This is a genomic window from Streptomyces sp. NPDC005393 (assembly GCF_040606675.1).
In the GTDB taxonomy this organism is placed as follows: domain Bacteria; phylum Actinomycetota; class Actinomycetes; order Streptomycetales; family Streptomycetaceae; genus Streptomyces.
Genome location: NZ_JBEXFG010000033.1, coordinates 51,298 through 76,459, shown reverse-complemented (window position 1 = coordinate 76,459; position 25,162 = coordinate 51,298). Strand labels below are relative to the sequence as shown.

The 25,162-nt window shown below is 71.2% G+C and carries 23 protein-coding genes and 2 pseudogenes; 23 read left to right on the top strand and 2 right to left on the bottom strand.

Features of this window, described 5'->3' with window-relative positions:
* Nucleotides 1-178: 178 nt before the first annotated feature.
* From ABZS71_RS24735 to ABZS71_RS24700, 8 genes and pseudogenes are all read left to right on the top strand, one after another.
* The gene (locus tag ABZS71_RS24735; protein WP_355856716.1) at nucleotides 179-343 is read left to right on the top strand and encodes a hypothetical protein; all 165 of its coding nucleotides are present in this window, start codon (nucleotides 179-181) and stop codon (nucleotides 341-343) included.
* Nucleotides 334-984: an imidazole glycerol phosphate synthase subunit HisH gene (gene hisH, locus ABZS71_RS24730; RefSeq protein WP_355856802.1), complete on the top strand. Its 651-nt coding sequence runs from the start codon at nucleotides 334-336 to the stop codon at nucleotides 982-984. Before ABZS71_RS24735 ends, hisH begins: the two co-directional genes overlap by 10 nt.
* 40 nt (nucleotides 985-1,024) lie before the next feature.
* Complete coding sequence (priA, locus tag ABZS71_RS24725) at nucleotides 1,025-1,756, top strand: bifunctional 1-(5-phosphoribosyl)-5-((5-phosphoribosylamino)methylideneamino)imidazole-4-carboxamide isomerase/phosphoribosylanthranilate isomerase PriA (protein ID WP_355856719.1); 732 nt, start codon at nucleotides 1,025-1,027, stop codon at nucleotides 1,754-1,756.
* Entirely contained in the window at nucleotides 1,753-2,154 is a 402-nt protein-coding gene (locus ABZS71_RS24720; RefSeq protein WP_355856722.1) for a Rid family hydrolase, read from the top strand. The genes priA and ABZS71_RS24720 overlap by 4 nt, the downstream gene beginning before the upstream one ends.
* Nucleotides 2,155-2,159: 5 nt before the next feature.
* On the top strand, nucleotides 2,160-2,942 hold the full coding sequence (gene hisF / locus ABZS71_RS24715; protein ID WP_356213671.1) for an imidazole glycerol phosphate synthase subunit HisF: 783 nt from the start codon (nucleotides 2,160-2,162) through the stop codon (nucleotides 2,940-2,942).
* Between the two features lie 317 nt (nucleotides 2,943-3,259).
* Nucleotides 3,260-3,994: an SDR family oxidoreductase gene (locus tag ABZS71_RS24710; RefSeq protein ID WP_356213669.1), complete on the top strand. Its 735-nt coding sequence runs from the start codon at nucleotides 3,260-3,262 to the stop codon at nucleotides 3,992-3,994.
* Between the two features lie 40 nt (nucleotides 3,995-4,034).
* Nucleotides 4,035-4,925, top strand: a complete 891-nt coding sequence (locus tag ABZS71_RS24705) for a polysaccharide deacetylase family protein (protein WP_356213667.1) — start codon at nucleotides 4,035-4,037, stop codon at nucleotides 4,923-4,925.
* Between the two features lie 170 nt (nucleotides 4,926-5,095).
* Nucleotides 5,096-5,904 (top strand): annotated as a pseudogene (locus ABZS71_RS24700) (endo alpha-1,4 polygalactosaminidase); the annotation flags it as partial.
* A 360-nt stretch (nucleotides 5,905-6,264) separates the two neighbouring features.
* On the opposite strand, the gene ABZS71_RS24695 reads toward ABZS71_RS24700, so the two are convergent.
* Nucleotides 6,265-6,897 carry a TIGR03085 family metal-binding protein gene (locus tag ABZS71_RS24695; protein WP_356213665.1) on the bottom strand — a complete coding sequence of 211 codons (633 nt, stop codon included), beginning with the start codon at nucleotides 6,895-6,897 and terminating at the stop codon, nucleotides 6,265-6,267.
* A gap of 75 nt (nucleotides 6,898-6,972) precedes the next feature.
* Nucleotides 6,973-7,623 (bottom strand): hypothetical protein, encoded by a 651-nt coding sequence (locus ABZS71_RS24690; protein ID WP_356213663.1) that lies wholly within the window; start codon nucleotides 7,621-7,623, stop codon nucleotides 6,973-6,975.
* 460 nt (nucleotides 7,624-8,083) lie between these two features.
* On the opposite strand from ABZS71_RS24690, the gene hisI reads away from it, so the two are divergent.
* The 15 genes and pseudogenes from hisI (at nucleotide 8,084) to ABZS71_RS24615 (ending at nucleotide 25,160) form a co-directional block, all read left to right on the top strand.
* Nucleotides 8,084-8,449, top strand: a complete 366-nt coding sequence (hisI, locus tag ABZS71_RS24685) for a phosphoribosyl-AMP cyclohydrolase (RefSeq protein ID WP_356213661.1) — start codon at nucleotides 8,084-8,086, stop codon at nucleotides 8,447-8,449.
* A gap of 45 nt (nucleotides 8,450-8,494) precedes the next feature.
* Nucleotides 8,495-10,006, top strand: a complete 1,512-nt coding sequence (locus ABZS71_RS24680; RefSeq protein WP_356213659.1) for an anthranilate synthase component I — start codon at nucleotides 8,495-8,497, stop codon at nucleotides 10,004-10,006.
* Nucleotides 10,007-10,147: 141 nt separating this feature from the next.
* On the top strand, nucleotides 10,148-10,855 hold the full coding sequence (locus ABZS71_RS24675; protein WP_356213657.1) for a TIGR02234 family membrane protein: 708 nt from the start codon (nucleotides 10,148-10,150) through the stop codon (nucleotides 10,853-10,855).
* A gap of 131 nt (nucleotides 10,856-10,986) precedes the next feature.
* The gene (locus tag ABZS71_RS24670; RefSeq protein ID WP_355856752.1) at nucleotides 10,987-11,232 is read left to right on the top strand and encodes an HGxxPAAW family protein; all 246 of its coding nucleotides are present in this window, start codon (nucleotides 10,987-10,989) and stop codon (nucleotides 11,230-11,232) included.
* A gap of 146 nt (nucleotides 11,233-11,378) precedes the next feature.
* Nucleotides 11,379-11,801, top strand: coding sequence for a DUF2752 domain-containing protein (locus ABZS71_RS24665; RefSeq protein WP_355856755.1), 423 nt, complete (start codon nucleotides 11,379-11,381; stop codon nucleotides 11,799-11,801).
* A gap of 173 nt (nucleotides 11,802-11,974) precedes the next feature.
* Nucleotides 11,975-12,784, top strand: coding sequence for an indole-3-glycerol phosphate synthase TrpC (gene trpC, locus ABZS71_RS24660; protein WP_356213655.1), 810 nt, complete (start codon nucleotides 11,975-11,977; stop codon nucleotides 12,782-12,784).
* Nucleotides 12,785-13,102: 318 nt separating this feature from the next.
* Complete coding sequence (gene trpB / locus ABZS71_RS24655) at nucleotides 13,103-14,338, top strand: tryptophan synthase subunit beta (RefSeq protein ID WP_356213652.1); 1,236 nt, start codon at nucleotides 13,103-13,105, stop codon at nucleotides 14,336-14,338.
* Entirely contained in the window at nucleotides 14,338-15,153 is an 816-nt protein-coding gene (trpA, locus tag ABZS71_RS24650) for a tryptophan synthase subunit alpha (RefSeq protein ID WP_355856763.1), read from the top strand. Before trpB ends, trpA begins: the two co-directional genes overlap by 1 nt.
* Before the next feature lie 56 nt (nucleotides 15,154-15,209).
* Nucleotides 15,210-15,989: a thioredoxin domain-containing protein gene (locus ABZS71_RS24645; RefSeq protein WP_356213648.1), complete on the top strand. Its 780-nt coding sequence runs from the start codon at nucleotides 15,210-15,212 to the stop codon at nucleotides 15,987-15,989.
* Between the two features lie 72 nt (nucleotides 15,990-16,061).
* Nucleotides 16,062-17,054, top strand: coding sequence for a prolipoprotein diacylglyceryl transferase (lgt, locus tag ABZS71_RS24640; RefSeq protein WP_356213645.1), 993 nt, complete (start codon nucleotides 16,062-16,064; stop codon nucleotides 17,052-17,054).
* Nucleotides 17,055-17,227: 173 nt separating this feature from the next.
* On the top strand, nucleotides 17,228-17,959 hold the full coding sequence (locus ABZS71_RS24635; RefSeq protein WP_355856772.1) for a VIT1/CCC1 transporter family protein: 732 nt from the start codon (nucleotides 17,228-17,230) through the stop codon (nucleotides 17,957-17,959).
* Between the two features lie 290 nt (nucleotides 17,960-18,249).
* Nucleotides 18,250-22,800 (top strand): glutamate synthase large subunit, encoded by a 4,551-nt coding sequence (gltB, locus tag ABZS71_RS24630; protein ID WP_356213642.1) that lies wholly within the window; start codon nucleotides 18,250-18,252, stop codon nucleotides 22,798-22,800.
* Nucleotides 22,793-24,253 carry a glutamate synthase subunit beta gene (locus tag ABZS71_RS24625; protein WP_356213639.1) on the top strand — a complete coding sequence of 487 codons (1,461 nt, stop codon included), beginning with the start codon at nucleotides 22,793-22,795 and terminating at the stop codon, nucleotides 24,251-24,253. The genes gltB and ABZS71_RS24625 overlap by 8 nt, the downstream gene beginning before the upstream one ends.
* Before the next feature lie 154 nt (nucleotides 24,254-24,407).
* A pseudogene (locus ABZS71_RS24620) lies at nucleotides 24,408-24,607 on the top strand (ABC transporter ATP-binding protein); the annotation flags it as partial.
* 118 nt (nucleotides 24,608-24,725) lie between these two features.
* Entirely contained in the window at nucleotides 24,726-25,160 is a 435-nt protein-coding gene (locus ABZS71_RS24615) for a hypothetical protein (RefSeq protein ID WP_356213636.1), read from the top strand.
* Nucleotides 25,161-25,162: the final 2 nt, after the last annotated feature.

Below are 25,162 nucleotides of genomic sequence, written 5' to 3'. Positions count from 1 at the left end.
GTGAGCGACGCACGCGCGGCCGCCGGGCCGCTGGCGGCGTGGGGGCCGTACTGTCGCCGGGCGGGCGGAGAAGCGAACGGAGAGACGCTGTGAGCGACGCACGCGCGGCCGCCGGGCCGCTGGCGGCGTGGGGGCCGTACTGTCGCCGGGCGGGCGGAGAAGCGAACGGAGAGACGCTGTGAGCGGGTTGTCCACCGTCTTCATCCTCGTCGGCCTCTTCCTGCTCGGCGGGGTCTACTCCTTTATCAAGCAGGGCCTGCCCAAGAGCGTGATCGTGCTGCTCGGCGCGGGCGCCACGATGGCGCTCGCGGCCGGGATCCTGCGGCTGGAGGTCTGGAATTGAGCGAGGGCACCAAGAAGGTCGTCGTCTTCGACTACGGCTTCGGTAACGTCCGGTCCGCCGAGCGCGCCCTCGCCCACGCCGGCGCCGATGTCGAGATCACCCGTGACTACGACAAGGCCATGTCCGCCGACGGCCTCCTCGTCCCCGGCGTCGGCGCCTTCGCGGCCTGCATGAAGGGGCTGCGCGAGGCGCGCGGTGACTGGATCGTGGGGCGCCGGCTGGCCGGCGGCCGCCCGGTCATGGGCATCTGCGTCGGCATGCAGATCCTCTTCGGACGCGGTATCGAGCACGGTGTCGAAGCCGAGGGGCTCGACGAGTGGCCCGGCACGGTCGAGCCACTGCGCGCGCCCGTCGTCCCCCACATGGGCTGGAACACGGTCACGGCGCCCAAGGGCTCCCAGCTGTTCGCGGGCCTGGACGAGGGGGAGCGCTTCTACTTCGTCCACTCCTACGCGGTCCGCACCTGGGAGCTCGAGGTGACCAGCCCGCATATCCCCGCCCCCAAGGTCGCCTGGACCACCCACGGCGAGCCGTTCGTCGCGGCCGTGGAGAACGGCCCGCTGTGGGCCACCCAGTTCCACCCCGAGAAGTCCGGCGACGCGGGAGCGCGGCTGCTCCACAACTGGCTCGACACGCTCTGACCGGCCCGTCCGCACCAGCTCTCACCGTAAGGTTCCCCACATGCCCACGCACCGCCTGGAACTCCTCCCCGCCGTCGACGTCCGCGACGGCCAGGCCGTCCGCCTCGTCCACGGCGAGTCCGGCTCCGAGACGTCGTACGGCGACCCGATGGAAGCCGCCCTGGCGTGGCAGCGGGCGGGTGCCGAGTGGCTGCATCTGGTGGACCTGGACGCCGCCTTCGGCACCGGCGACAACCGCGAGCAGATCGCCGAGGTCGCACGGGCCATGGACCTCAAGGTCGAGCTGTCCGGCGGCATCCGCGACGACGCCTCGCTCGCCGCCGCCCTCGCCACCGGCTGCACCCGGGTCAACCTCGGCACGGCGGCGCTGGAGTCCCCCGAGTGGGTCGCCAAGATCATCGCCGAGCACGGTGACCGTATCGCCGTCGGCCTCGACGTTCGCGGCACCACCCTGCGCGGCCGGGGCTGGACCCGCGACGGCGGCGACCTCTACGAGACCCTCGCCCGCCTCGACTCCGAGGGCTGCACGCGCTACGTCGTCACCGACATCGCCAAGGACGGCACCCTCCAGGGCCCCAACCTGGAGCTGCTGCGCAATGTCTGCGCCGCGACCGACCGGCCCGTCGTCGCCTCCGGCGGCGTTTCCTCCCTTGACGACCTGCGCGCCCTTGCGACTCTGGTACCGGAAGGCGTTGAGGGCGCGATCGTCGGGAAGGCCCTCTATGCCAAGGCGTTCACCTTGGAAGAGGCGTTGGAGGCGGTATCCGTATGACCTCACCCGAGACCGCGCGTCGGGTACAGACCGGCAGCCCGTGGGAAGAGAGCATCGGTTTCGCACAGGCCGTCGAGGCCGGTGATCTGGTGCTCGTCGCCGGGACGATGCCGCTCGCGGAGCGCGGCGTCCTGGAGGGTGAGGGCGACCCGTACGTACAGACGCTCGCCGCCTTCCGCCACGCGTTCGACGCGCTGACGAAGTTCGACCTGGGCGTCGAGTCGGTCATCCGCACCCGGATGTATCTCACCCACGCCCGCGACGTGGACGAGGTGGGACGTGCCCATAAGGAGCTCTTCGACGCCGTACGCCCCGCCGCGACCCTCGTCGTGGTGTCCGGCTTCGTCGACTCGCGCGTCCTGGTGGAAGTCGAACTGGAAGCATTCCGAGGAGCCTGACAGACATGACCCTGGCGGTCCGAGTCATCCCCTGCCTGGACGTGGACAACGGCCGGGTCGTCAAGGGAGTCAACTTCCAGAACCTGCGCGACGCGGGCGATCCGGTCGAGATGGCCAAGATCTACGGCGAGGAGGGCGCCGATGAGCTGACCTTCCTCGACATCACCGCCTCCTCCGGCGACCGCGAGACCACGTACGACGTCGTCCGCCGCACCGCCGAGCAGGTATTCATCCCGCTCACGGTCGGCGGTGGCGTCCGTACTACGGCGGACGTCGACAAGCTGCTGCGCGCCGGAGCGGACAAGGTCGGCGTCAACACCGCCGCCATCGCCCGCCCCGAGCTCATCCGCGAGATCTCCGAGCGCTTCGGCAGCCAGGTCCTCGTCCTCTCGGTCGACGCCCGCCGCTGCGCGCCTACTCCCGAAGGGGGACCCGTGACCCCCTCCGGCTACGAGGTCACCACCCACGGCGGCCGGCGCGGCACCGGCATCGACGCCGTCGAATGGGCCCACCGCGCGGCCGAGCTGGGCGCCGGTGAGATCCTGCTCAACTCCATGGACGCGGACGGCACCAAGGACGGCTACGACACCGCCATGATCGAAGCCGTCCGCAAGCACGTCACCATCCCGGTCATCGCCAGTGGCGGCGCCGGCAGGCTCACCGACTTCCCCCCGGCGGTGGCCGCAGGCGCGGACGCGGTGCTGGCGGCTTCGGTGTTCCACTTCGGCGATCTGCGGATCAGCCAGGTGAAGGGGGCACTGCGCGAGGCGGGCCACCCGGTCCGCTAGCGCCGGGGCCCTCAGCCGGTGCGGTGGGACCAGCCGTAGGGGAGGGCATCGCGGAAGCCGCGCCGGCGGCGGGCTGAGCGGCCGGGGTGTGCGTCCCCGGTAGCTCGCCCGCCGACGTCCTCCGGTCGCAGGCCGGAGCGGCGCGTGCACAGAATGTCCCGAGGCCGTCGTCAGCTGTGCCTCCGGGCCGGACGGCCGGACGGTGCGCTTCCTGGTTGCGCCGCACCCAGGAAGAACACGTCCTGGTTGATGGCCGCTGACCAGCCCAGACTCGGTGGGGCAGGACAGAACCACACCAGGAGCGAGAGGGGTCCGCCATGGCCGGGACAGCCAAGGTCGTACTGATCACCGGGGCGAGCAGTGGGATCGGAGCGGCGACCGCCCGCCGCCTGGCCGCCGATGGCCACCGGCTCTTCCTGGGGGCGCGGCGCACCGACCGTCTGGAGGAGCTGGTCGGGGAGATCACCGCCGCCGGCGGAAGCGGGGCGTTCCAGCAGCTGGACGTCACCGACGCCGCCCGTGTACGGACCTTCGTGACCGCCGCCCGGGAGCTCTACGGGCGGGTGGACGTGATGGTCAACAACGCCGGGGTGATGCCGCTCTCGCCGCTCGAGGCACTGAGGGTCGAGGAGTGGGACCGGATGATCGACGTCAATGTGCGCGGTGTGCTCTACGGCATCGCCGCGGCCCTGCCGGTGATGAAGGACCAGGGCGCCGGGCACTTCGTGAACATCGCCTCGGTCGGCGCGTACGAGGTGGTGCCCACCGGCGCGGTGTACTGCGGCACCAAGTTCGCCGTACGCGCCATCTCGGAGGGGCTGCGCCAGGAATCGACCGGCGACATCCGGGTCAGCGTGGTCTCCCCGGGCGCCACCGAGTCCGAACTCGCCGACTCCATCTCCGACCCGCGCGCCCGCGAGGACATGGAGAAGTACCGCTCCGTGGTCCTCCCCGCTTCCGCGATCGCGGACGCCATCGCCTACGCCATCAGCCAGCCTCCCGAGGTCGATGTCAACGAGATCGTGCTCCGCCCCGCCGCCGGCGCCCAATAACCGCGCGCCACCAGCCTCCCGCGCGGTTCACACTGAGGCCATGGATGGACATGCCCTCGAGCCCGCGGCCGCCGTGCCCTGGGTGCGGTCGAGTGAGCTGCTGGGGTTTCCGCCCGATGCGCGGGTGCTCATCGTCAACGCCGACGACTTCGGGATGTACGACGCGGTCAACGCCGCCGTCATCGACGCGATCGAGGGCGGCATCGCCGGCTCCTGCAGCCTGATGGTGCCTTGTCCCGGGTCGCCGCAGGCCATGCGGATGCTGCGCGAGCGGCCGGAGATCCCGTTCGGGATTCACCTCACGCTGGTCTGCGATCTGCCCCACTACCGGTGGGGGCCGCTGGTCCCGAGGGAGAAGGTGGGGTCGCTGCTCGACGGGGCGGGCGAGCTGTTCCCGCCCGACAGACGGCCGGAGTTGCTCGCGCGGGCTCGACTCGACGAGGTCGAGCGGGAGTTCCGGGCGCAGATCGAGGCAGTGGTCGATGCGGGGCTGACACCGACTCATCTGGACTGGCACTGTCTGGCCGACGGCGGCCGCGAGGACATCTTCGGTCTGACCGTGGCGCTGGCGGGGGAGTACGGGCTGGCGGTGCGGGTCTGGCTGGAGGGCGGGCGCCGGAAGGTGCGGGGGCTGCCGGTCACCGACCATGACTTCCTGGACAGCTTCGCCCTCGACCTCGGCGGGAAGGCGACCCGCTACGCCGAGCTGCTGCGCGAGCTTCCGGCCGGTCTGAGTGAGTGGGCGGTGCATCCCGGGCTGGGCGATGAGGAGTCGCGGAGGGCCGAGCCGGGCCGTGGGTGGCGGGTGCGGCGGAGTGACTACGCGTTTTTGATGTCGTCACAGGCGCGGGAACTGCTGCGCCGGGAGGGGATCGTCGTGATCGACTACCGTGCCGTCCAAGAGATGTGGGCCCGGGGGCCGCGCACTTGACGCGGTCGCCGCGGCCCGCTTGGATCACATCCGGTCGCCCGGGCGCGCAGCCCGGTGCCGTAGAGGTGCGCCCAGCCGGTAGGGGACTCGGTCCCGAGCCCGGACGAAGTCGCCAGGATCGCAGAAGCCGTCCGAGGCGGGGCCGTTACCCGCGAATGTCGGAGTGCGCCATGCCCGCCAACCATGCTGTCCGGTTCCGGCGTCCCTGGGCCGCGGTTTCCCTGGCCGTCGCCGCCGTGGCCGGCTGCACGTCGGAGGGGGGAGACGACGGCTCGGTGGCGCTGCCGCCCGTCCACGGCGGATTCGACTATCAGCTCGGCGGGGCGTACACCCCGCCGAAGGGCGTCGACATCGTCAGCCGCGACCGTACGGCGTCCCCGGCGGACGGGCTGTACGCCATCTGTTACGTCAACGCCTTCCAGGTCCAGCCGGGCGAGCGGGACATCTGGCCCGAGGACCTGCTGCTGCACGACGTCAACGGCGACGTCGTCATCGACAAGCAGTGGAAGGAACCGCTGCTCGACATCAGTACCGCCGACAAACGCAAGCGTGCGGCGGCCAAGGTCAACGGGTGGATCGACGGCTGCGCAGACAAGGGCTTCGACGCCGTCGAGCCCGACAACTACGACAGCTACGAACACGCCCGGGGGCTGTTGACCACCGCCGACGCGGAGGCGTTCATCGCCCTCCTGTCGGAGCACGCACACGCCCAGGGCCTGGCCATCGCGCAGAAGAACCCGCCGAACTCCTCCCCAGCCGGAAGAAGAACGGGCTGGACTTCGCGGTGGTCGAGCAGTGCGGTGAGTTCGACGAGTGCGGTGACTTCGCGGACGTCTACGACGATCACGTCGTCGTGGTCGAGTACACCGACGAGGGCTTCGCCAAGGCCTGCGAGGGCTGGGGCGACAAGCTCAGCATCGTCCGCCGGGACGTGAACGTCTCACCCGTTGGCAGTGACGCCTACGTCCACGAGACCTGCCAGGGCGCTGAGGCGGACCAACAGGCCGTCGCCGCAGCCGACGTCCAGGGCCTCCCGCAGTTGTGCGGGACGGAGGCGGGGATGAGCGGGTGGTAGTGGACGTGGTGGTTCCAGTACGTCTGGGGCACCGCGTCAGCCTACTGAGCGGCCGTCCCGGGGCGCGGATCCAGCGGGAGCGTTCCGCGGTGGCCCATGCCGATGCCGGGTCGGAGACGTCAGCTGGTGGGGCGCCGGCCGGCGCACGGGCGTGCTGACGACTTCCGTGCATGCCGTACTGGCAGTCGTCAACCGGGCGCCCGCGCAGGGCAGCTGACGCCGCGCCGGGCCCGGGTCGCGGGGCTCCCGGGCCCGCCCTCGCGCTCAGATGCCGAGCTTGGCTTCCTGCACCGCGGCCACGGCCTCCTTGTCGCCCTCCAGCTGGACCCGGGCGGCGTGCTGGCGGCCGTAGAGGAAGAGCGCCAGCTCGCCGGGTTCGGCGGTGACCGTGACGACCGGGACGCCGCGGTGGGCGACCGCAGTGCGGCCGTCCGGGCGGCGCAGCACCAGGCCCACCGGGGAACGGCGGCCGAGCACCCGCGCGGCACGCTCGACGCGGGACCACAGCGCGTCGGCGAAGACGGGGTCGAGCTCGCGCGGCGTCCAGTCCGGCTGGGCGCGGCGGACGTCCTCGGCGTGGACGTAGAACTCCACGCTGTTGGCCGCCTCGTCCACCTGCTTCAGCGCGAACGGCGACATCCGCGGGGGACCGGTGCGGAACAGCTGGAGCAGCTCTTCGTACGGCTTCGCCGCGAACTCGGCCTGCACCCGGGCCAGTCGCGTGGCCAGCGGCTTGATCACCAGACCGGCGGCCGCGTCGGCGCGGCGCTCGCGGACCACGAGATGGGCCGCCAGATCGCGGGTGGTCCAGCCCTCGCACAGCGTCGGGGCATCGGGGCCTGCGCTCTCCAAGAGGTCGGCGAGGAGCAGGCGTTCGCGCTTCGCGTGAGTGGACATACCGCCCACCCTACGGCCGTCGCGCGCCGCCTGCCATGCCACGCGACCACGGGCGCGCCGCTTTTGCCCGCCGGTCTAGCCCGGCAGCGGGTTGCTCAGCTTCGCGCCGTCCAGCCCCGCACTCAGCGTCAGGGCACAGGAGACCTGGTCCTCGCCCTGGACCGAGTAGGTGCCCAGCGCCGGATAGAGCGCGTAGTAGTAATACATCCGGCCGTCGTTGGGGATGCTCTTCAGCCGCTTCTTGGCGTCCGCCCCGCACAGCGCGAGCGCCTTGGTCTGGATCGCCTTCTCGGAGGAGAAGTCCCCGCTCAGCGCCTCGTTGGCGATCACCTCGCCGTCGTGCGGGCTCTTGCAGGACCGGGTCTCGACCTTGGTGACGCTGCTGTCCATCGCCGGGTGGTCGAAGCACTCACCGGGCTTGAGCACGACATACGGCACCTTGTCGCCGGGCCCGCCGGACTCCGGCGGCTCCGGGGACGCCGAGGCCGAGGCGGCCGGATCCCCGTCGGGGGCGTCGCTTCCGCCGCCCAGCGGCGCGCCCTGGCCCGGGTCCTCCGCGCCCGAGGGGGCGCTGGAGGCGGACGCGGAGGCGGACACGGAGCCCGACGGCGAGGACAGGGGCTTGTCCGACGCCGAGGAGCGCGGGGTCGCGTCGGCCGACGCCTCGCTGTCGCCGCCGCCCTTGGTCCCGATGACGATCGCGCCGACGACCACCGCCACGGCCACCACAGACGCGATGACGATCGCCGTGACCCTGGAACCGCCCGTGCCGGGCGGCGGCGGGGGAGGGGGTGGCAGGGAGCCGGGCGGGAGGGCGCCCGGCGGAAGGCCGCCAGGCGGCAGCGCCGGTGCGTGGTACGGGCCGAATCCGCCGCTCGGAAGCGCGGGCGGGCCTGACGGTGCGGGCTGATCCGCCGGAGGCGGCGGCCCGAAGCCCTGCTGCGGTGGCTGTGGCTGTGGCTGTCCCTGTGGCTGTGATGGCTGCTGCGGCGGCGGACCGAACCCCCCGCCGTTTCCAGGCCGGTTGGGGTCATGCGACGGCGGCGGAAACGTCATGCCCGAAGCATGCCCCATTCCACTGACATCGCGGCCATCGGGCCCTGACATACGGCCACGGCGATCATGCCGTGAGATCACCCAGGAGATCGCTCGCGGTTCCGCTCGCCCAGGCGTGCAGAATGGTCGCATGACCGGTTCCGACCGCCCCTCCGCCCTCGACCCGGCCCTCGCCGCCCGCCTCAAGCGCGGCGCCGACGGCCTCTTCCCCGCCATCGCCCAGCAGTACGACACCGGCGAGGTGCTGATGCTCGGCTGGATGGACGACGAGGCGCTGCACCGCACCCTCACCACCGGCCGCTGTACCTACTGGAGCCGCAGCCGTCAGGAGTACTGGGTCAAGGGCGACACGTCCGGCCATATCCAGCTGGTCAAGTCCGTCGCGCTCGATTGCGACGCCGACACCATCCTCGTCAAGGTCGACCAGGTCGGCGCCGCGTGCCACACCGGCGACCGCACCTGCTTCGACGCCGACATCCTCCCGCTCGGCCAGTAGCACCGCTCCCACCGGCCCACCCGTCTCCCGCTGGGCTCCCCAGCCATGACCCAGGACACTGCCATCATGGATCTCGAGACCTTCCGCAAGCTGGCGGCCGACCGCCGCGTCATCCCCGTCAGCCGCAAGCTGCTGGCGGACGGGGACACGCCTGTGGGCCTCTACCGCAAGCTGGCCGCCGAGCGTCCCGGCACCTTCCTGCTCGAATCCGCCGAGAACGGCCGCTCCTGGTCCCGCTACTCCTTCATCGGCGTCCGCAGCGCCGCCACCCTCACCGAGCGCGACGGCCGCACCCACTGGCAGGGCACCCCGCCCGTCGGCGTCCCCACCGAGGGCGACCCCCTCCAGGCGCTGCGCGCCACCGTCGAGGCCCTGCACACCCCCCGCGATCTGGGGGGCCTGGCCCAGCTGCCGCCCTTCACCGGCGGCATGGTCGGCTATCTCGGCTACGACATCGTCCGCCGACTGGAGAAGATCGGCGAGCAGGGGCGGGACGATCTGCGCCTCCCCGAGCTGACCATGCTGCTCACCTCGGACCTCGCCGTACTCGACCACTGGGACGGCACCGTTCTGCTGATCGCCAACGCGATCAACCACAACGACCTCGACACGGGCGTCGACGAGGCGTACGCGGACGCCGTGGCGCGGCTCGACGCGATGGCCGCCGATCTGGCCCGTCCGGTGCCCACGGAGCCCACCGCCCTGCCCGCCTCCGAACTCCCCGACTACACCGCGCTGTGGGGCGGTGCGGACTATATGGAGGCCGTCGACGACATCAAGGAGCGCATCCGGTCGGGCGAGGCGTTCCAGGTTGTCCCCTCGCAGCGGTTCGAGACGCCCTGTTCGGCGAGCGCCCTCGACGTCTACCGGGTGCTGCGGGCCACCAACCCGAGCCCCTATATGTATCTCTTCCGGTTCGATGGGTTCGACGTGGTGGGCTCCAGCCCGGAGGCCCTGGTCAAGGTCGAGGACGGCCGCGCGATGGTGCACCCCATCGCCGGTACGCGCCCCCGGGGCGCCACCCCGCAGGAGGACGCCGCCCTCGCGGAGGAGCTGCTCGACGACCCCAAGGAGCGGGCCGAGCATCTGATGCTGGTGGACCTCGGGCGCAACGACCTCGGGCGGGTCTGCGAGCCCGGCAGCGTCGAGGTCGTCGACTTCATGTCGATCGAGCGCTACAGCCATGTCATGCACATCGTCTCGACCGTCACCGGCGCCCTCGCCGAGGACCGTACGGCCTTCGACGTGCTCACCGCGTGCTTCCCCGCGGGCACCCTCTCCGGAGCCCCCAAGCCGCGCGCGATGCAGATCATCGAGGAGCTCGAGCCGAGCCGCCGCGGGCTGTACGGGGGCTGCGTCGGCTATCTCGACTTCGCGGGCGACTCCGACACCGCCATCGCCATCCGTACGGCGCTGCTGCGCGACGGTACGGCGTACGTCCAGGCGGGCGCGGGGGTCGTCGCCGACTCGGATCCGGCCGCTGAGGACGCGGAGTGCCGCAATAAGGCGGCCGCGGTGCTGCGGGCGGTGAATTCCGCGAACCGGCTGGGGCGGTAGCCGCCCGGGCGCCCCCGTCGGTCCCGGCACGTGGGTCCGATGCCGATACGCCCCGTCCGAAATGGCGTGTACCGGTATGGGGCCGCTCATCCCGTATCCCCGGGACCCGGCCCCCGTACCCCGTGGGGGATAGTGGTACGCGTGACTGCAGCAGCCGTACCCCAGCCCCGGGCCGAGAACGAGCCCTCCGCCCCCGCCGCGCGCGGCCGCCGAAGCAGCCTTGCCATCGCCCTGCTCGCCGGTGCGCTCGGTGCCGCACTCGTCTTGCTCGCGACCAGCCGCAAGTGGGCCGAGGGCACGGCCTCCGTCGCCCAGGGCACCCTTCCGCAGAGCGCGAACGGCGACGACATCACCGGGCTGCCCGGTGCGCTCGCGATCGTCGGTCTCGCCGCGCTCGTCGCGGTCTTCGCCGTGCGCCGCCTCGGCCGTGCCGTCGTCTCGGCACTGCTCGCCCTCAGCGGTGCGGGCATCGTCATCAGCGCGGTCCTCGGCGCGTCCGACAAGGCGGCGCTGGAGGAGAAGGCGTCCAAGGTGAGCGGTCTCACTCACAGCGCCATCCACGACGTGGCGTACACCCCCTGGCCGTGGGTCGCCGCGGTGGGCGGTGCGCTGCTGCTGCTCGCTGGCGTGCTCGCCCTCGGCTACGGCCGCCACTGGCCCGCCATGTCCGGGCGGTACGAGCGCGCGGGCGCGGGAGCCGACGGCGATGCGGGCCGGGGCCGGCCGCGGCGCGGCGGTCGCCCCGCCCCCGACCCGGAGCGCCCCGAGGAACTGTGGAAGGCCCTGGACCGGGGCGAGGACCCAACGGACCGGACGGACGCGACGACCCCGGCGGTCCCGGGCGCGTAAGGCCCTCCCCCCTCCCACGTCACTACCCTCCACCCCCGCTCAAGGGAATTTCGCGCATCGGGGACAATGACGGAGGAGCGTTCGCCCCCCGCGCGCCCGGACCAGGCGCAGTACAGCTACAAGGAGTATTCATGGCGGGTAACAACCACGGACACACCCCGGCCGCCTGGACCGGCGTCACCATCGCCTTCATCGGCTTCTGCGTCGCCGGTGCGTTCTGCGTGCAGGCCAACCCTCTCGGCTTCTGGGCGGGCATGGTCATCGTCGCGCTCGGCGGCGTCGTCGGTATGGCCATGCGCGCGGCCGGGCTCGGCGCCCCGAAGGCCCATCCGCATCCGCACCCGCAGCCCAAGCCCCAGCCGCAGACCCAGCAGTAAGCCGAGGAGCCGCGGCGCGGGGCCCGTGCCGATCCACCACCCTCCGTATGGAGCCGTACACGTCCGTACGGACGTACTGATCCGTACGGAGGCAGTACGCAGACCCTGAGCTGCGCCTTCGTGGATCCGCGGGGAGACTCGGCGGTGTGACCGAACCCCCGCCGTCCGTCTCCTCCCCAGCCCCGGTCCGCGTGGTGCGGCGGCTCGCCGCGCCCGCCGGGGTGCTCGCCGGGGTCCTTGCCGCCTTCGGCTACGTCGGCGCCGTCGACCCCCATGAGCCCGGTCACTACCCGGTCTGCCCGCTGCTGCGGCTCACCGGCCTCTACTGCCCAGGCTGCGGTGGTCTGCGCGGCGCCTATGCCCTCGCGCACGGCGACCTGCCGGCCGCGCTCGGCGACAACGCCCTCGCCGTGCTGTGCTACGCCGTCTTCGCGGTGGGATGGGTGGTCTGGTGCGTGCGCGGGCGCCTCTTCGCGGTGCGGGTGGGGTATGCCTGGGCGCTCGGCGGGATCGCGCTGGTCTTCACCATCGTCCGGAATCTCCCCTGCGGGGGACTACTGACGCCCTGACCGTTGTTGTGAATGTCCATGCAGTGGGACTCGGCGTCAACCGGATGCGAAACCTCGGTTCTCCGACAGATACCATCGCAGTGCCTGGTGACGTGGCCGTCCGCCCAAGACGCGGTCGTCCCCACCGGTACTGACCAGAAGCTTCATCCCCGTCCCGGAAGGGGGCCGCTCGCGTGAGTGTGCTCGACGAGATCATCGACGGAGTCCGTGCCGACCTGGCCGAGCGGCAGGCGCACGTCACCCTCGACGAGCTCAAGGAGCGGGCGGCCAAGGCGCGGCCGGCGAAGGACGGGGTCGCGGCGCTCAAGGGCGACAGCGTCAAGGTGATCTGCGAGGTCAAGCGGTCCAGCCCCTCCAAGGGCGCGCTGGCCGCGATCGCCGACCCGGCCGGGCTCGCCGCCGACTACGAGGCGGGCGGCGCGTCGGTCATCAGCGTGCTGACGGAACAGCGGCGCTTCGGTGGATCGCTGGCCGACCTGGAGGCCGTGCGGGCCACGGTGGACATCCCGGTGCTCCGTAAGGACTTCATCGTCACCTCGTACCAGCTGTGGGAGGCGCGGGCGTACGGCGCGGACCTCGTCCTGCTGATCGTCGCCGCGCTGGATCAGGAGGCGCTGGTTTCGCTCATCGAGCGGGCCGAGTCGATCGGGTTGATGCCGCTGGTCGAGGTGCATGACGAGGACGAGGCCGCCCGGGCGGTGGACGCCGGGGCGCGGATCATCGGCATCAACGCGCGCAACCTGAAGACGCTCCAGGTGGACCGGGGGAACTTCGCCCGGGTCGCGCCGGAGATTCCGGACCACATCGCGAAGATCGCGGAGTCGGGGGTGCGCGGGCCGCATGACCTGATCGCCTACGCCAACGACGGCGCGGACGCGGTGCTGGTCGGGGAGTCCCTGGTGACCGGGCGCGATCCGAAGGGCGCGGTCGCGGATCTGGTGGCGGCGGGCGCGCATCCGGCGCTGCGCCACGGGCGGGACTGACGGATCATGCAGACCTACGCCCGCCTGGCCCGGGGATGCCGTCCCCGTGGCTGTCGTGCGCCCGCGCGGCGCGTGCGGGGGCGGCGCGTGCGGTATCACATCGGATGCGAGCCGGGGCAGGTCAATGGGCGCCGATGGCGTCGCGGGGCCGTCGCCGGTCGCTAGCGGTGCGCCGAGGTTCGTTATCGGGTGCGGGGCCGAAGCCCTCCGGGCCGGGGTCCTGGACCGTCCTTTTCCGGCGCTCTGACCTAAAAGCGTGGCGGCTGCCGGCCATTCCCGTTGTGATCTTCATTCGTCGAGACATGCGGAGCCCATCGAATGTCCTCTGATTTCTTCATCCCGGACCCGGAGGGTCAGGTTCCCAGCGCCGAGGGCTATTTCGGCGCGTTCGGCGGCAAGTTCATCCCCGAGGCGCTCGTCGCCGCGGTCGATGAGGTCGCCGCCGAGTACGAGAAGGCGAAGACCGATCCGGCCTTCGCGGCCGAGCTCGAGGATCTGCTCGTCAACTACACGGGGCGGCCCAGCGCCCTGACCGAGGTGGCGCGGTTCGCCGAGCACGCCGGGGGCGCGCGGATCTTCCTGAAGCGCGAGGACCTCAACCACACGGGGTCCCACAAGATCAACAATGTGCTGGGGCAGGCCCTGCTCACCAAGCGCATGGGCAAGACCCGGGTCATCGCCGAGACCGGCGCCGGCCAGCACGGTGTGGCCACGGCCACCGCGTGTGCGCTGTTCGGGCTCGAGTGCACCGTCTACATGGGCGAGGTGGACACCGAGCGCCAGGCGCTCAACGTGGCCCGGATGCGGATGCTGGGCGCCGAGGTCATCGCCGTGAAGTCCGGCAGCCGCACGCTGAAGGACGCGATCAACGAGGCGTTCCGCGACTGGGTCGCCAATGTGGACCATACGCACTATCTGTTCGGGACCGTGGCCGGACCCCATCCGTTCCCGGCGCTGGTGCGTGACTTCCACCGGGTGATCGGCGTGGAGGCGCGGCGGCAGATCCTGGAGCGGACGGGGCGGCTGCCCGACGCCGTGGCGGCGTGCGTGGGCGGCGGATCCAACGCGATCGGGCTGTTCCATGCGTTCCTGCCGGACGAGAGCGTGCGGATCGTCGGGTTCGAGCCCGCCGGACACGGCGTGGAGTCCGGGGAGCATGCCGCGACGCTGAGCGAGGGCGAGCCCGGGATTCTGCACGGGTCCCGGTCCTATGTGCTGCAGGACGAGGACGGGCAGATCACCGAGCCGTACTCGATCTCGGCCGGTCTGGACTACCCCGGCGTCGGACCCGAGCACGCGTATCTGAAGGACACCGGCCGGGCCGAGTACCGGGCCGTCACCGATGACGGCGCGATGCAGGCGCTGCGGCTGCTCTCGCAGACCGAGGGGATCATCCCGGCGATCGAGAGCGCCCATGCGCTGGCCGGTGCGCTGGACCTCGGACGGGAGCTGGGGAGTGACGGCTTGATCCTCGTCAATCTGTCCGGACGTGGTGACAAGGACATGGACACCGCGGCGCGGTATTTCGGGCTGTACGACAAGGGGGCGAAGTGATGGCCGGCAATCTGGAGCTGCTGGGGTCGGTTCTGGCCGCGGCCAAGGACGAGGGGCGCGCCGCGCTCGTCGGCTATCTGCCTGCCGGCTTCCCGTCCGTCGACGGTGGTGTGGACGCGATGACGGCCATGATCGAGGGCGGCTGCGATGTCGTCGAGGTCGGGCTGCCGCACAGCGATCCGGTGCTCGACGGGCCGGTGATCCAGACCGCCGATGACATCGCGCTGCGGGGCGGGGTGAAGATCCGCGACGTCATCCGGACGGTCGGTGAGGTGCATGCGCGGACGGGGGCGCCGATTCTGTGCATGACGTACTGGAATCCGGTGGACCGGTACGGCGTCGAGCGGTTCGCCGCCGATCTGGCCGAGGTGGGCGGTGCGGGCTGCATCCTGCCCGATCTGCCGGTCGAGGAGTCCGAGGTGTGGCGGAAGGCCGCCGAGCAGCACGGTCTCGCGACGGTGTTCGTGGTGGCGCCGAGCAGCCGCGATGAGCGGCTGGCGAAGATCACGGCGGCGGGCAGCGGCTTTGTCTACGCGGCTTCGCTGATGGGCGTCACCGGAACGAGGGAATCGGTGGGCCAGGAGGCGCGCGAGCTGGTGGAGCGTACGCGCACGACCACCGAGCTGCCGGTGTGCGTGGGGCTCGGGGTGTCCAATGCCACGCAGGCGGCGGAGGTCGCGCAGTTCGCGGACGGGGTCATCGTGGGGTCGGCCTTTGTGAAGCGGCTGCTGGACGCCGAGGACCAGGAGGCCGGTCTGGCAGGGCTGCGCGAGCTCGCGGGTGAGCTGGCGGAGGGTGTCCGCGTCGCTCGTTAGAGGGAATACGGGGCGGAGGAGCTGAGCTGTGCTCCTCCGCCTCGTTAGGCGTGGGCGTGAGCCAGAAAAACCGTGAGGGAAGGCGCAGCGCCCGTGAGCGGCTGCGGGAACAGCGTGAGAAGGACAGAGCGCGCGACAAGCGGAAGCGGGTGTTCGGGGTCGTCGGGGCGGTGGTGACCGTCCTCGCGGTGGCCGCCGGTGTGGGCATGTACGCGTCCAAGACCGATAAGGACACCGGCAAGTCGGGCAGCACAATGGAGCCGCCGCGCGGGGCGGTCGGCAAGGGCCATCTGGTGATCGCGTCGGGGAAGGCCACCGCCGCGTCGACCCTGACGGTGTACGAGGACTTCCGCTGCCCCGGCTGCAAGCAGTTCGAGGACGTGTTCCGCAAGACCGTCCATGAGCTGCAGGACGACGGCCGGATGAAGGTCCGGTACCACCTGGTGACGATCATCGACGGGAATCTGGGCGGCACCGGCTCGCTCCGCGCGGCGAACGCGGCGGCCTGCGCCCAGGACGCGGGGAAGTTCCGGGCGTACCACGATGTGCTCTACCGGAACCAGCCCGAGGAGACCCATGACGCGTACGCGAAGAACGCCAAGCTGATCAAGCTGGCGGGCAAGGTCCCGGGGCTGGTCACCCCCGTCTTCCGCAAGTGCGTCGAGGACGGGCGGCACGACAGCTGGGTGAAGAAGTCCGCCGCCGACTTCACGCATTCCGGCTATGCCTCGACTCCGACGGTCCTGCTCAACGGGAAGTCCGTCTACGGCGACCCCAACAAGCCGCTGAGCCCCAACAAGCTCAAGCGGATGGTCCGCGCGGCGGCCCAGGGCTGACCCTCGTTATGCAGCCGTTGTGCCGGGCGGGTTGCCGCATCTCCCGCCCGGCACGGTAGCGTCGACTCTGACATGAACCTCGCTTACATTCCCAGCCCCTCGTCCGGCGTGATCTATCTCGGCCCGATCCCGCTGCGCGGCTACGCGTTCTGCATCATCATCGGCGTCTTCGTCGCGGTCTGGCTCGGCGGACGGCGCTGGGTCGCCCGTGGCGGCCGGGTCGGCACCGTCGCCGACATCGCCGTCTGGGCGGTGCCCTTCGGCCTGGTCGGAGGGCGTCTCTACCACGTCATCACCGACTACGAGCTGTACTTCACGGCCGGCCGGGACTGGGTGGACGCCTTCAAGATCTGGCAGGGCGGCCTGGGGATCTGGGGGGCCGTCGCGCTGGGTGCGGTGGGTGCCTGGATCGGCTGCCGGCGCCGGGGCATCCCGCTTCCGGCGTACGCGGACGCCATCGCGCCCGGCATCGCCTTCGCCCAGGCGATCGGGCGCTGGGGCAACTGGTTCAACCAGGAGCTGTACGGCAAGCCGACCACGCTGCCGTGGGCGCTGAAGATCGACGGGGACGCGGCGGCGGGGCGGGTCGCCGGTACGTACCACCCGACCTTTCTGTACGAGTCGCTGTGGTGCGTCGGTGTGGCGCTGCTGGTGATCTGGGCGGACCGCCGCTTCAGGCTGGGCCATGGCCGGGCGTTTGCCCTGTACGTCGCCGCGTACACCGTAGGGCGCTTCTGGATCGAATACCTCCGGGTGGACGACGCCCACCATGTGCTGGGGCTGCGGCTCAACGACTGGACGTCCATCGTCGTCTTCCTGGGCGCGGTGGCGTATCTGGTGATCTCGGCGAAGCGGGCTCCCGGCCGGGAAGAGGTCGTGGAGCCGGCCGCGCTGGAGGACGGCGCCGAATCGGCGGAAGGCGAGGCGAAGGCCGAGGGCGGGACCGGCGGCGAGACCGAGGGCGGGACCGGCGGCGGCGACACCGCGGCCGGCGACACCGCGGCCGGCGACACCGCGGCCGGCGGCACCTCGGCCGTGTCCGCCGAGGCGGAACCCTCCAAGTAGCGCGCAGCGAAGGCCGCCGAACCCAAACGGTTCGGCGGCTTTTACGTTTCCGCAGGTCAGCGAGGTAAGTTCGGCCTTCCTTGCTGGCGGAGCAGGGGAATTCGTGCGTACCTTCGACACGTTGGGGTGGGGGCGGCGAGCCCGCACCCTCCTCGAAGGGAGCACATTCTCAGATGTCCGTCATCGACAGCGCCCAGTCACCGCATATCGCCCACCGCGACAACCACACCCACCGTGATGTGAACGGCGGCTGGCTGCGCCCCGCCGTCTTCGGGGCCATGGACGGGCTGGTCTCCAACCTCGCGCTGATGACCGGTGTCGCGGGCGGCGCCATGGACCGGCAGACCATCGTGATCACCGGTCTCGCGGGGCTCGCCGCCGGCGCCTTCTCGATGGCGGCCGGTGAGTACACCTCGGTCGCCTCCCAGCGCGAGCTGGTCGAGGCGGAGCTGGAGATCGAGCGGGGCGAGCTGCGCAAGCACCCCGTGGACGAGCTGGAGGAGCTGGCGGCGCTCTACGAGTCGCGGGGTGTGGAGCCGGCGCTGGCCCGTGAGGTGGCCGAGCAGCTGTCGCGCGACCCCGAGCAGGCGCTGGAGATACACGCCCGCGAGGAGCTGGGCGTGAACCCGGACGATCTGCCGTCGCCGCTGGTCGCGGCGGTGTCCTCGTTCGGCTCCTTCGCGCTGGGCGCGCTGCTGCCGGTGCTGCCGTATCTGCTGGGCGCGGTGGCGCTGTGGCCGGCCGTGGTGCTGGCGCTGATCGGGCTGTTCGTGTGCGGCGCGGTGGTGGCGCGGGTGACCGCCCGGTCCTGGTGGTACAGCGGGCTGCGGCAGCTCGCGCTGGGCGGGGCGGCGGCGGGTGTGACCTATGCCCTGGGCACCTTCTTCGGTACGGCCGTAGGATGACATACCATACGGCCGACCGCATAATTACGCTGTTACTCGTCGGTTTCGATCCGTTTACCGGCGGGCATAAGCCCGAAGCGCCGGGGCAGAGCCGCCCCGTCGGCGCTGTGGCGACAGTGGTCGTTCGGTCCCTATTGCCTCACTGCACCCCCGTGCAGGGGTGTCCACATGATGGAATGGAATATCCACTTCCCGAGAACCGACCCATCATGTAACCTGCACGAAATTCTCGCGGAGGGCCAACGTCGTCCCTCGGCACAGCAAATGCCATGACGACGACGGGAGAGCCGATGCGTTCCGCATCCCACCCCGCCCGCCAGGGGATGTACGACCCGCGCAATGAGCACGACGCCTGTGGCGTCGGCTTCGTGGCGAACCTCACCGGCGAGGCCAGCCATGAGCTCGTGGAGCAGGCTCTCACCGTGCTGCGGAATCTGGAGCACCGCGGGGCCACCGGCTCGGAGCCCGACTCGGGCGACGGCGCGGGCATCCTTGTGCAGGTCCCGGACGCCTTCCTGCGTGAGAGCGTCACCGACTTCGAGCTTCCCGAAGCCGGTGCCTACGCCGTGGGTATCGCGTTCCTCCCGGACGGGGAGGCCGACGGCGCCGACGCCGTGGGCCGGATCGAGCGGATCGCCGCCGAAGAGAGCCTGACCGTCCTCGGCTGGCGGGAGGTGCCGGTCGCCCCCGAGCTGCTGGGCAACGGCGCGCGCACCACCATGCCCGCCTTCGCCCAGCTCTTCGTCACCGACGGGGTCAGCACGGGCGTGGAGCTGGACCGCAAGGCGTTCGTGCTGCGCAAGCGCGCCGAGCGCGAGGCGGGCGTCTACTTCCCGTCGCTGTCCTCCCGCACCCTCGTCTACAAGGGCATGCTGACCACCGGTCAGCTGGAGCCGTTCTTCCCGGATCTGTCCGACCGCCGCTTCGCCACGGCCATCGCGCTGGTCCACTCCCGGTTCTCCACCAACACCTTCCCCAGCTGGCCGCTCGCCCACCCGTACCGCTTCGTCGCCCACAACGGCGAGATCAACACGGTTCAGGGTAACCGCAATTGGATGAGGGCGCGGGAGTCGCAGCTGGTCAGCGACCTGTTCGGGGACAAGGGGCTGGACCGGGTCTTCCCCCTGTGCACCCCGGACGCCTCCGACTCCGCGACCTTCGACGAGGTCCTGGAGCTGCTGCACCTCGGCGGCCGCTCGCTGCCGCACAGCGTGCTGATGATGGTCCCCGAGGCATGGGAGAACCACGCCTCCATGGACCCGGCCCGGCGCGCCTTCTACCAGTACCACTCCACGATGATGGAGCCCTGGGACGGCCCGGCCTGTATCACCTTCACCGACGGCACCCAGGTCGGCGCCGTGCTGGACCGCAACGGTCTGCGGCCGGGGCGCTACTGGGTGACCGACGACGGTCTGGTCGTGCTCTCCTCCGAGGTCGGCGTCCTGGACATCGACCCGGCCAAGGTGGTCCGCAAGGGCCGGCTCCAGCCGGGCCGGATGTTCCTGGTCGACACCGCCGAGCACCGCATCATCGAGGACGACGAGATCAAGGCCGAGCTCGCCGCCGAGCAGCCGTACGGCGAGTGGCTGGAGGCCGGTCTGATCGACCTGGCCGATCTGCCCGAGCGCGAGCACATCGTGCACACCCACGCCTCGGTCACCCGCCGCCAGCAGACCTTCGGCTACACGGAGGAGGAGCTGCGCGTTCTCCTCGCGCCGATGGCCAAGGCGGGCGCCGAGCCGATCGGCTCGATGGGCACCGACTCGCCGATCGCCGCCCTCTCCGAGCGGCCGCGGCTGCTGTTCGACTACTTCACCCAGCTGTTCGCGCAGGTCACCAACCCGCCGCTGGACGCGATCCGCGAGGAGCTGGTCACCTCGCTGATCTCCTCGGTGGGCCCGCAGGGCAATCTGCTGGAGCCGAGCGCGGCCTCCTGCCGCAATGTCATCCTGCCCTTCCCGGTGATCGACAACGATGAGCTGGCCAAGCTCATCCACATCAACGCCGACGGCGACATGCCGGGGCTGAAGGCCGCCACCCTCTCCGGCCTGTACCGGGTCGGCGGCGGTGGTGAGGCGCTCGCCGCGCGGCTGGCCGAGATCTGCGCCGAGGCGGACGCCGCCATCGAGGACGGCGCCCGGCTGATCGTCCTGTCCGACCGGCACTCGGACGCCGAGCACGCGCCGATCCCCTCGCTGCTGCTCACCTCCGCGGTCCACCACCACCTCATCCGCACCAAGCAGCGCACCCAGGTGGGGCTGCTGGTCGAGGCGGGCGACGTGCGCGAGGTGCACCATGTCGCGCTGCTGATCGGCTACGGTGCCGCGGCCGTCAACCCGTACCTGGCGATGGAGTCGGTCGAGGACCTGGTCCGCGCGGGCACCTTCCTGCCGGGTGTGGAGACCGAGACCGCGATCCGCAACCTCATCAAGGCGCTCGGCAAGGGCGTCCTGAAGGTGATGTCCAAGATGGGCATCTCCACCGTGGCCTCCTACCGGGGCGCACAGGTCTTCGAGGCCGTCGGCCTGGACGAGTCCTTTGTGGACACCTACTTCCATGGCACCGCCACCAAGATCGGCGGCGCCGGCCTGGACATCATCGCCAAGGAGGTCGCCGCCCGGCACGCCAAGGCATACCCGGCCACCGGCGTCCCCTCCGCCCACCGGGCGCTGGAGATCGGCGGCGAGTACCAGTGGCGCCGGGAGGGCGAACCGCATCTGTTCGACCCCGAGACGGTCTTCCGGCTGCAGCACGCCACGCGCTCGCGCCGCTACGACATCTTCAAGAAGTACACCGAGCGGGTGAACGAGCAGTCCGAGCGGCTGATGACGCTGCGCGGCCTGTTCGCCCTCAAGGGGGACCGGCCCTCGATCCCGATCGAGGAGGTCGAGCCCGTCAGCGAGATCGTCAAGCGGTTCTCGACCGGCGCGATGTCGTACGGCTCCATCTCCCAGGAGGCGCACGAGACGCTGGCCATCGCCATGAACCAGCTGGGCGGCAAGTCCAACACCGGCGAGGGCGGCGAGGACTCGGAGCGGCTGCACGACCCGGCGCGGCGCTCCTCGATCAAGCAGGTGGCCTCCGGCCGCTTCGGCGTGACCAGCGAATACCTGGTCAACTCCGATGACATCCAGATCAAGATGGCGCAGGGCGCCAAGCCCGGCGAGGGCGGCCAGCTGCCCGGCCACAAGGTCTACCCCTGGGTCGCCAAGACCCGGCACTCCACCCCGGGCGTCGGCCTCATCTCCCCGCCGCCGCACCACGACATCTACTCGATCGAGGACCTCGCCCAGCTGATCCACGACCTGAAGAACGCCAACCCCCAGGCGCGCATTCACGTCAAGCTGGTCTCCGAGGTCGGCGTCGGCACCGTCGCCGCGGGCGTCTCCAAGGCCCACGCCGACGTGGTGCTGATCTCCGGCCACGACGGCGGCACCGGCGCCTCGCCGCTCACCTCGCTCAAGCACGCGGGCGGCCCCTGGGAGCTGGGCCTGGCCGAGACCCAGCAGACGCTGCTGCTCAACGGCCTGCGCGACCGCATCGTCGTGCAGACCGACGGTCAGCTGAAGACCGGCCGTGACGTGATCATCGCCGCGCTGCTGGGTGCCGAGGAGTTCGGCTTCGCGACCGCGCCGCTGGTCGTCTCCGGCTGCGTCATGATGCGCGTGTGCCACCTGGACACCTGCCCGGTCGGCATCGCCACCCAGAACCCGGTGCTGCGCGAGCGGTACAACGGCAAGGCCGAGTTCGTGGTGAACTTCTTCCAGTTCATCGCCGAGGAGGTCCGTGAGCTCCTCGCCGAGCTGGGCTTCCGTACGCTGGAAGAGGCCATCGGCCACGCCGAGCTGCTCGACACCGCCAGGGCCGTCCAGCACTGGAAGGCGCAGGGCCTCGACCTCGCCCCGCTGCTGTACGTGCCCGAGCTGCCCGACGGCGCCGTTCGGCACCAGGCGGTCAAGCAGGACCACGGTCTGGAGAAGGCGCTCGACAACGAGCTGATCAAGCTCGCGGCCGACGCGCTGAACGCGGAGAGCGCCGAGGCGGCCCAGCCGGTCCGCGCCCAGGTCGCGATCCGCAACATCAACCGGACCGTCGGCACCATGCTCGGCCATGAGGTGACCCGGAAGTTCGGCGGCGCGGGCCTGCCGGACGACACCATCGACATCACCTTCACCGGCTCGGCCGGCCAGTCCTTCGGCGCGTTCCTGCCCAGCGGTGTCACGCTGCGGCTGGAGGGCGACGCCAACGACTACGTCGGCAAGGGCCTGTCCGGTGGCCGGGTGGTCGTCCGCCCGGACCGGGGCGCCGACCATCTCGCCGAGTACTCGACCATCGCGGGCAACACCCTCGCGTACGGCGCGACCGGCGGTGAGCTGTTCCTGCGCGGCAAGGTGGGCGAGCGGTTCTGCGTCCGCAACTCCGGCGCGACCGTCATCTCCGAGGGCGTGGGCGACCACGGCTGTGAGTACATGACCGGCGGCCGGGCGGTCGTCCTCGGCCCCACGGGCCGTAACTTCGCGGCCGGTATGTCCGGCGGTATCGCGTACGTCATCGACCTGGACCGGGACAACGTCAACCGCGAGCTCGTCAGCGCCATCGGCGAGCTGGACGACACCGACAAGCAGTGGCTGCACGACGCGGTGCGACGCCACCAGGAGGAGACCGGTTCCACCGTCGCGGGCGCGCTGCTCGACGACTGGGAGAGCGCCCTCACCCGCTTCAGCAAGATCATCCCTGCTACCTACCAGGCAGTGCTCGCCGCCAAGGACGCCGCCGAGCGAGCTGGGCTCTCCGAGACCGAGACCACCGAGAAGATGATGGAGGCGGCGACCAATGGCTGATCCCAAGGGCTTTCTGAGCACTGACCGCGAGGTCGCCAAGACCCGCCCGGTGGACGAGCGCGTCAAGGACTGGAACGAGGTCTACGTCCCAGGCTCCCTGCTGCCGATCATCAGCAAGCAGGCCAGCCGGTGCATGGACTGCGGCATTCCGTTCTGCCACAACGGCTGTCCGCTGGGGAACCTCATCCCCGAGTGGAACGACTACGCCTACCGCGAGGACTGGCGGGAGGCCAGCGAGCGGCTGCACGCGACCAACAACTTCCCGGAGTTCACCGGGCGGCTGTGCCCGGCGCCGTGCGAGTCCGCGTGCGTGCTCGGCATCAACCAGCCCGCGGTGACCATCAAGAACGTCGAGGTCACCATCATCGACAAGGCGTGGGACGCGGGCGATGTCACCCCGCAGCCGCCCGAGCGGCTGAGCGGCAAGACCGTCGCCGTCATCGGCTCGGGCCCGGCGGGGCTCGCCGCCGCCCAGCAGCTGACCCGCGCGGGCCACACGGTCGCCGTCTACGAGCGGGCCGACCGCATCGGCGGGCTGCTGCGCTACGGCATCCCCGAGTTCAAGATGGAGAAGCGCCACATCAACCGCCGCATCGAGCAGATGCGCGCGGAGGGCACCAAGTTCCGCACCGAGACGGAGATCGGCCGCGACATCGACGCGGCCAAGCTCCGCAGGCGCTATGACGCGGTGGTCATCGCGGCCGGCGCCACCACCTCCCGCGATCTGCCGGTCCCGGGGCGCGAGCTGAACGGCATCCATTTCGCGATGGAGTACCTGCCGCTCTCCAACAAGGTGCAGGAGGGGGACCTCACCACGTCCCCCATCAGCGCCAAGGGCAAGCATGTCGTGGTGATCGGCGGCGGCGACACCGGCGCGGACTGCGTCGGCACCGCCCACCGCCAGGGCGCCGCCTCCGTCACCCAGCTGGAGATCATGCCGAAGCCGGGCGAGGAGCGGAACCCGAACCAGCCCTGGCCGACCTTCCCGATGCTCTACAAGGTCACCTCGGCGCACGAGGAGGGCGGTGAGCGGGTCTACTCCGTCAACACCACCCACTTCGAGGGCGACGAGGACGGCAATGTCCAGTGGCTGCACCTGGTCGAGGTGGAGTTCAAGGACGGCAAGCTCGAGCAGAAGCCGGGCACCGAGCGGAAGATCCCGGCCCAGCTGGTCACCCTGGCCATGGGCTTCACCGGCACCGACCGGGAGAACGGCCTGGTCGAGCAGTTCGGCCTGGAGCTGGACGAGCGCGGCAACATCGCGCGCGACGCCGACTTCGCCACCAATGTGGACGGGGTCTTCGTGGCGGGCGACGCGGGCCGAGGCCAGTCGCTGATCGTCTGGGCCATCGCCGAGGGCCGCTCCGCGGCACGCGGCGTGGACCGCTATCTGGCGGGAGCCAGCGCGCTGCCCGCGCCGATCCGTCCGACGGACCGGGCCCTCATGGTCTGACCCCTCCCCAAGCTCCGCCCGTACAACGGCGTACGGACCGGCCGCGCGGCGCCTCCCCCACCCGACCGGGGGCGGGCGCCGCGTGGCGTTCGGCCTGACCTCGGCGGCTTGACATCGCTCCGGGGAGAAGACCACATACCGGCGCGGGTGGGCCCTGAGAGAGGTCGCCTTCCGGCTGCCCGCCAACCGTAGCTGCGCACTGGTGGGCCCCAACGGCTCGGGCAAGAGCACCCTGCTCTCCCTGGCCGCCGATCTGCTGGCGCCCACCACCGGAACCTTACGGATCTTCGGACAGGCCCCTCGGCCCCCGCCGCACGCGAGCGCAGCGCCTTCGTCGCCCAGGACAAGCCGCTCTGCGTCGACCGCTACGTCCTCTACGCCTACGTCGGCCTCGCGCTGCTGATCGGCACGCGGCTGGACGCGTTGGCACGCACCCTGGCCGCCCCGAGGGCCGTGGCCCGCGGGGCTGGCCGTGGCGGCCCTGCTGCCGTTTCCCCTTCACCTGCGGACTCCGCAGAGCCGGCTCGACGACCCCATCGCGGCCGCCCGCGCCGTACGGGAGCTGAGCCGGCCCGGCGACGGGGTGCTCTTCATGCCCGCGCGCCGCCGGGAGCCGATCATGTCCCACCCGGAGGACTTCCAGGGGCTCAACGAGCTGGCCCTGGCCCGGCACGCGATCCCCTCGGGCACGCTGCACGGCATCGAGCTGCCGGCGCCCCGGATCCGGGCCCGCATGCTGACGGCCGGGCGGATCGTCACGGTGAACGACCCGGCCGGCCGGCCGCTGGACGACACCCCTCAGGAGAAGGCGAACCGCGAGGTGCCGGCGGAGGACTTCCACCGATGCGCCGTCAGGGACGTCACCGGGATGCGGATCGTCCTCTACGGGCGGGCGGGGCGGTGCTGAAC

Bases quoted from the DNA above. Each gene is read 5' to 3' on its own strand.
- priA (WP_355856719.1), top strand. From the start codon at position 1,025: ATGCCCACGCACCGCCTGGAACTCCTCCCCGCCGTCGACGTCCGCGAC.
- ABZS71_RS24720 (WP_355856722.1), top strand. From the start codon at position 1,753: ATGACCTCACCCGAGACCGCGCGTCGGGTACAGACCGGCAGCCCGTGG.
- hisF (WP_356213671.1), top strand. From the start codon at position 2,160: ATGACCCTGGCGGTCCGAGTCATCCCCTGCCTGGACGTGGACAACGGC.
- ABZS71_RS24710 (WP_356213669.1), top strand. From the start codon at position 3,260: ATGGCCGGGACAGCCAAGGTCGTACTGATCACCGGGGCGAGCAGTGGG.
- ABZS71_RS24705 (WP_356213667.1), top strand. From the start codon at position 4,035: ATGGATGGACATGCCCTCGAGCCCGCGGCCGCCGTGCCCTGGGTGCGG.
- ABZS71_RS24695 (WP_356213665.1), bottom strand. From the start codon at position 6,897: ATGTCCACTCACGCGAAGCGCGAACGCCTGCTCCTCGCCGACCTCTTG.
- hisI (WP_356213661.1), top strand. From the start codon at position 8,084: ATGACCGGTTCCGACCGCCCCTCCGCCCTCGACCCGGCCCTCGCCGCC.
- ABZS71_RS24680 (WP_356213659.1), top strand. From the start codon at position 8,495: ATGACCCAGGACACTGCCATCATGGATCTCGAGACCTTCCGCAAGCTG.
- ABZS71_RS24670 (WP_355856752.1), top strand. From the start codon at position 10,987: ATGGCGGGTAACAACCACGGACACACCCCGGCCGCCTGGACCGGCGTC.
- trpB (WP_356213652.1), top strand. From the start codon at position 13,103: ATGTCCTCTGATTTCTTCATCCCGGACCCGGAGGGTCAGGTTCCCAGC.
- trpA (WP_355856763.1), top strand. From the start codon at position 14,338: ATGGCCGGCAATCTGGAGCTGCTGGGGTCGGTTCTGGCCGCGGCCAAG.
- lgt (WP_356213645.1), top strand. From the start codon at position 16,062: ATGAACCTCGCTTACATTCCCAGCCCCTCGTCCGGCGTGATCTATCTC.
- ABZS71_RS24635 (WP_355856772.1), top strand. From the start codon at position 17,228: ATGTCCGTCATCGACAGCGCCCAGTCACCGCATATCGCCCACCGCGAC.
- gltB (WP_356213642.1), top strand. From the start codon at position 18,250: ATGCGTTCCGCATCCCACCCCGCCCGCCAGGGGATGTACGACCCGCGC.
- ABZS71_RS24625 (WP_356213639.1), top strand. From the start codon at position 22,793: ATGGCTGATCCCAAGGGCTTTCTGAGCACTGACCGCGAGGTCGCCAAG.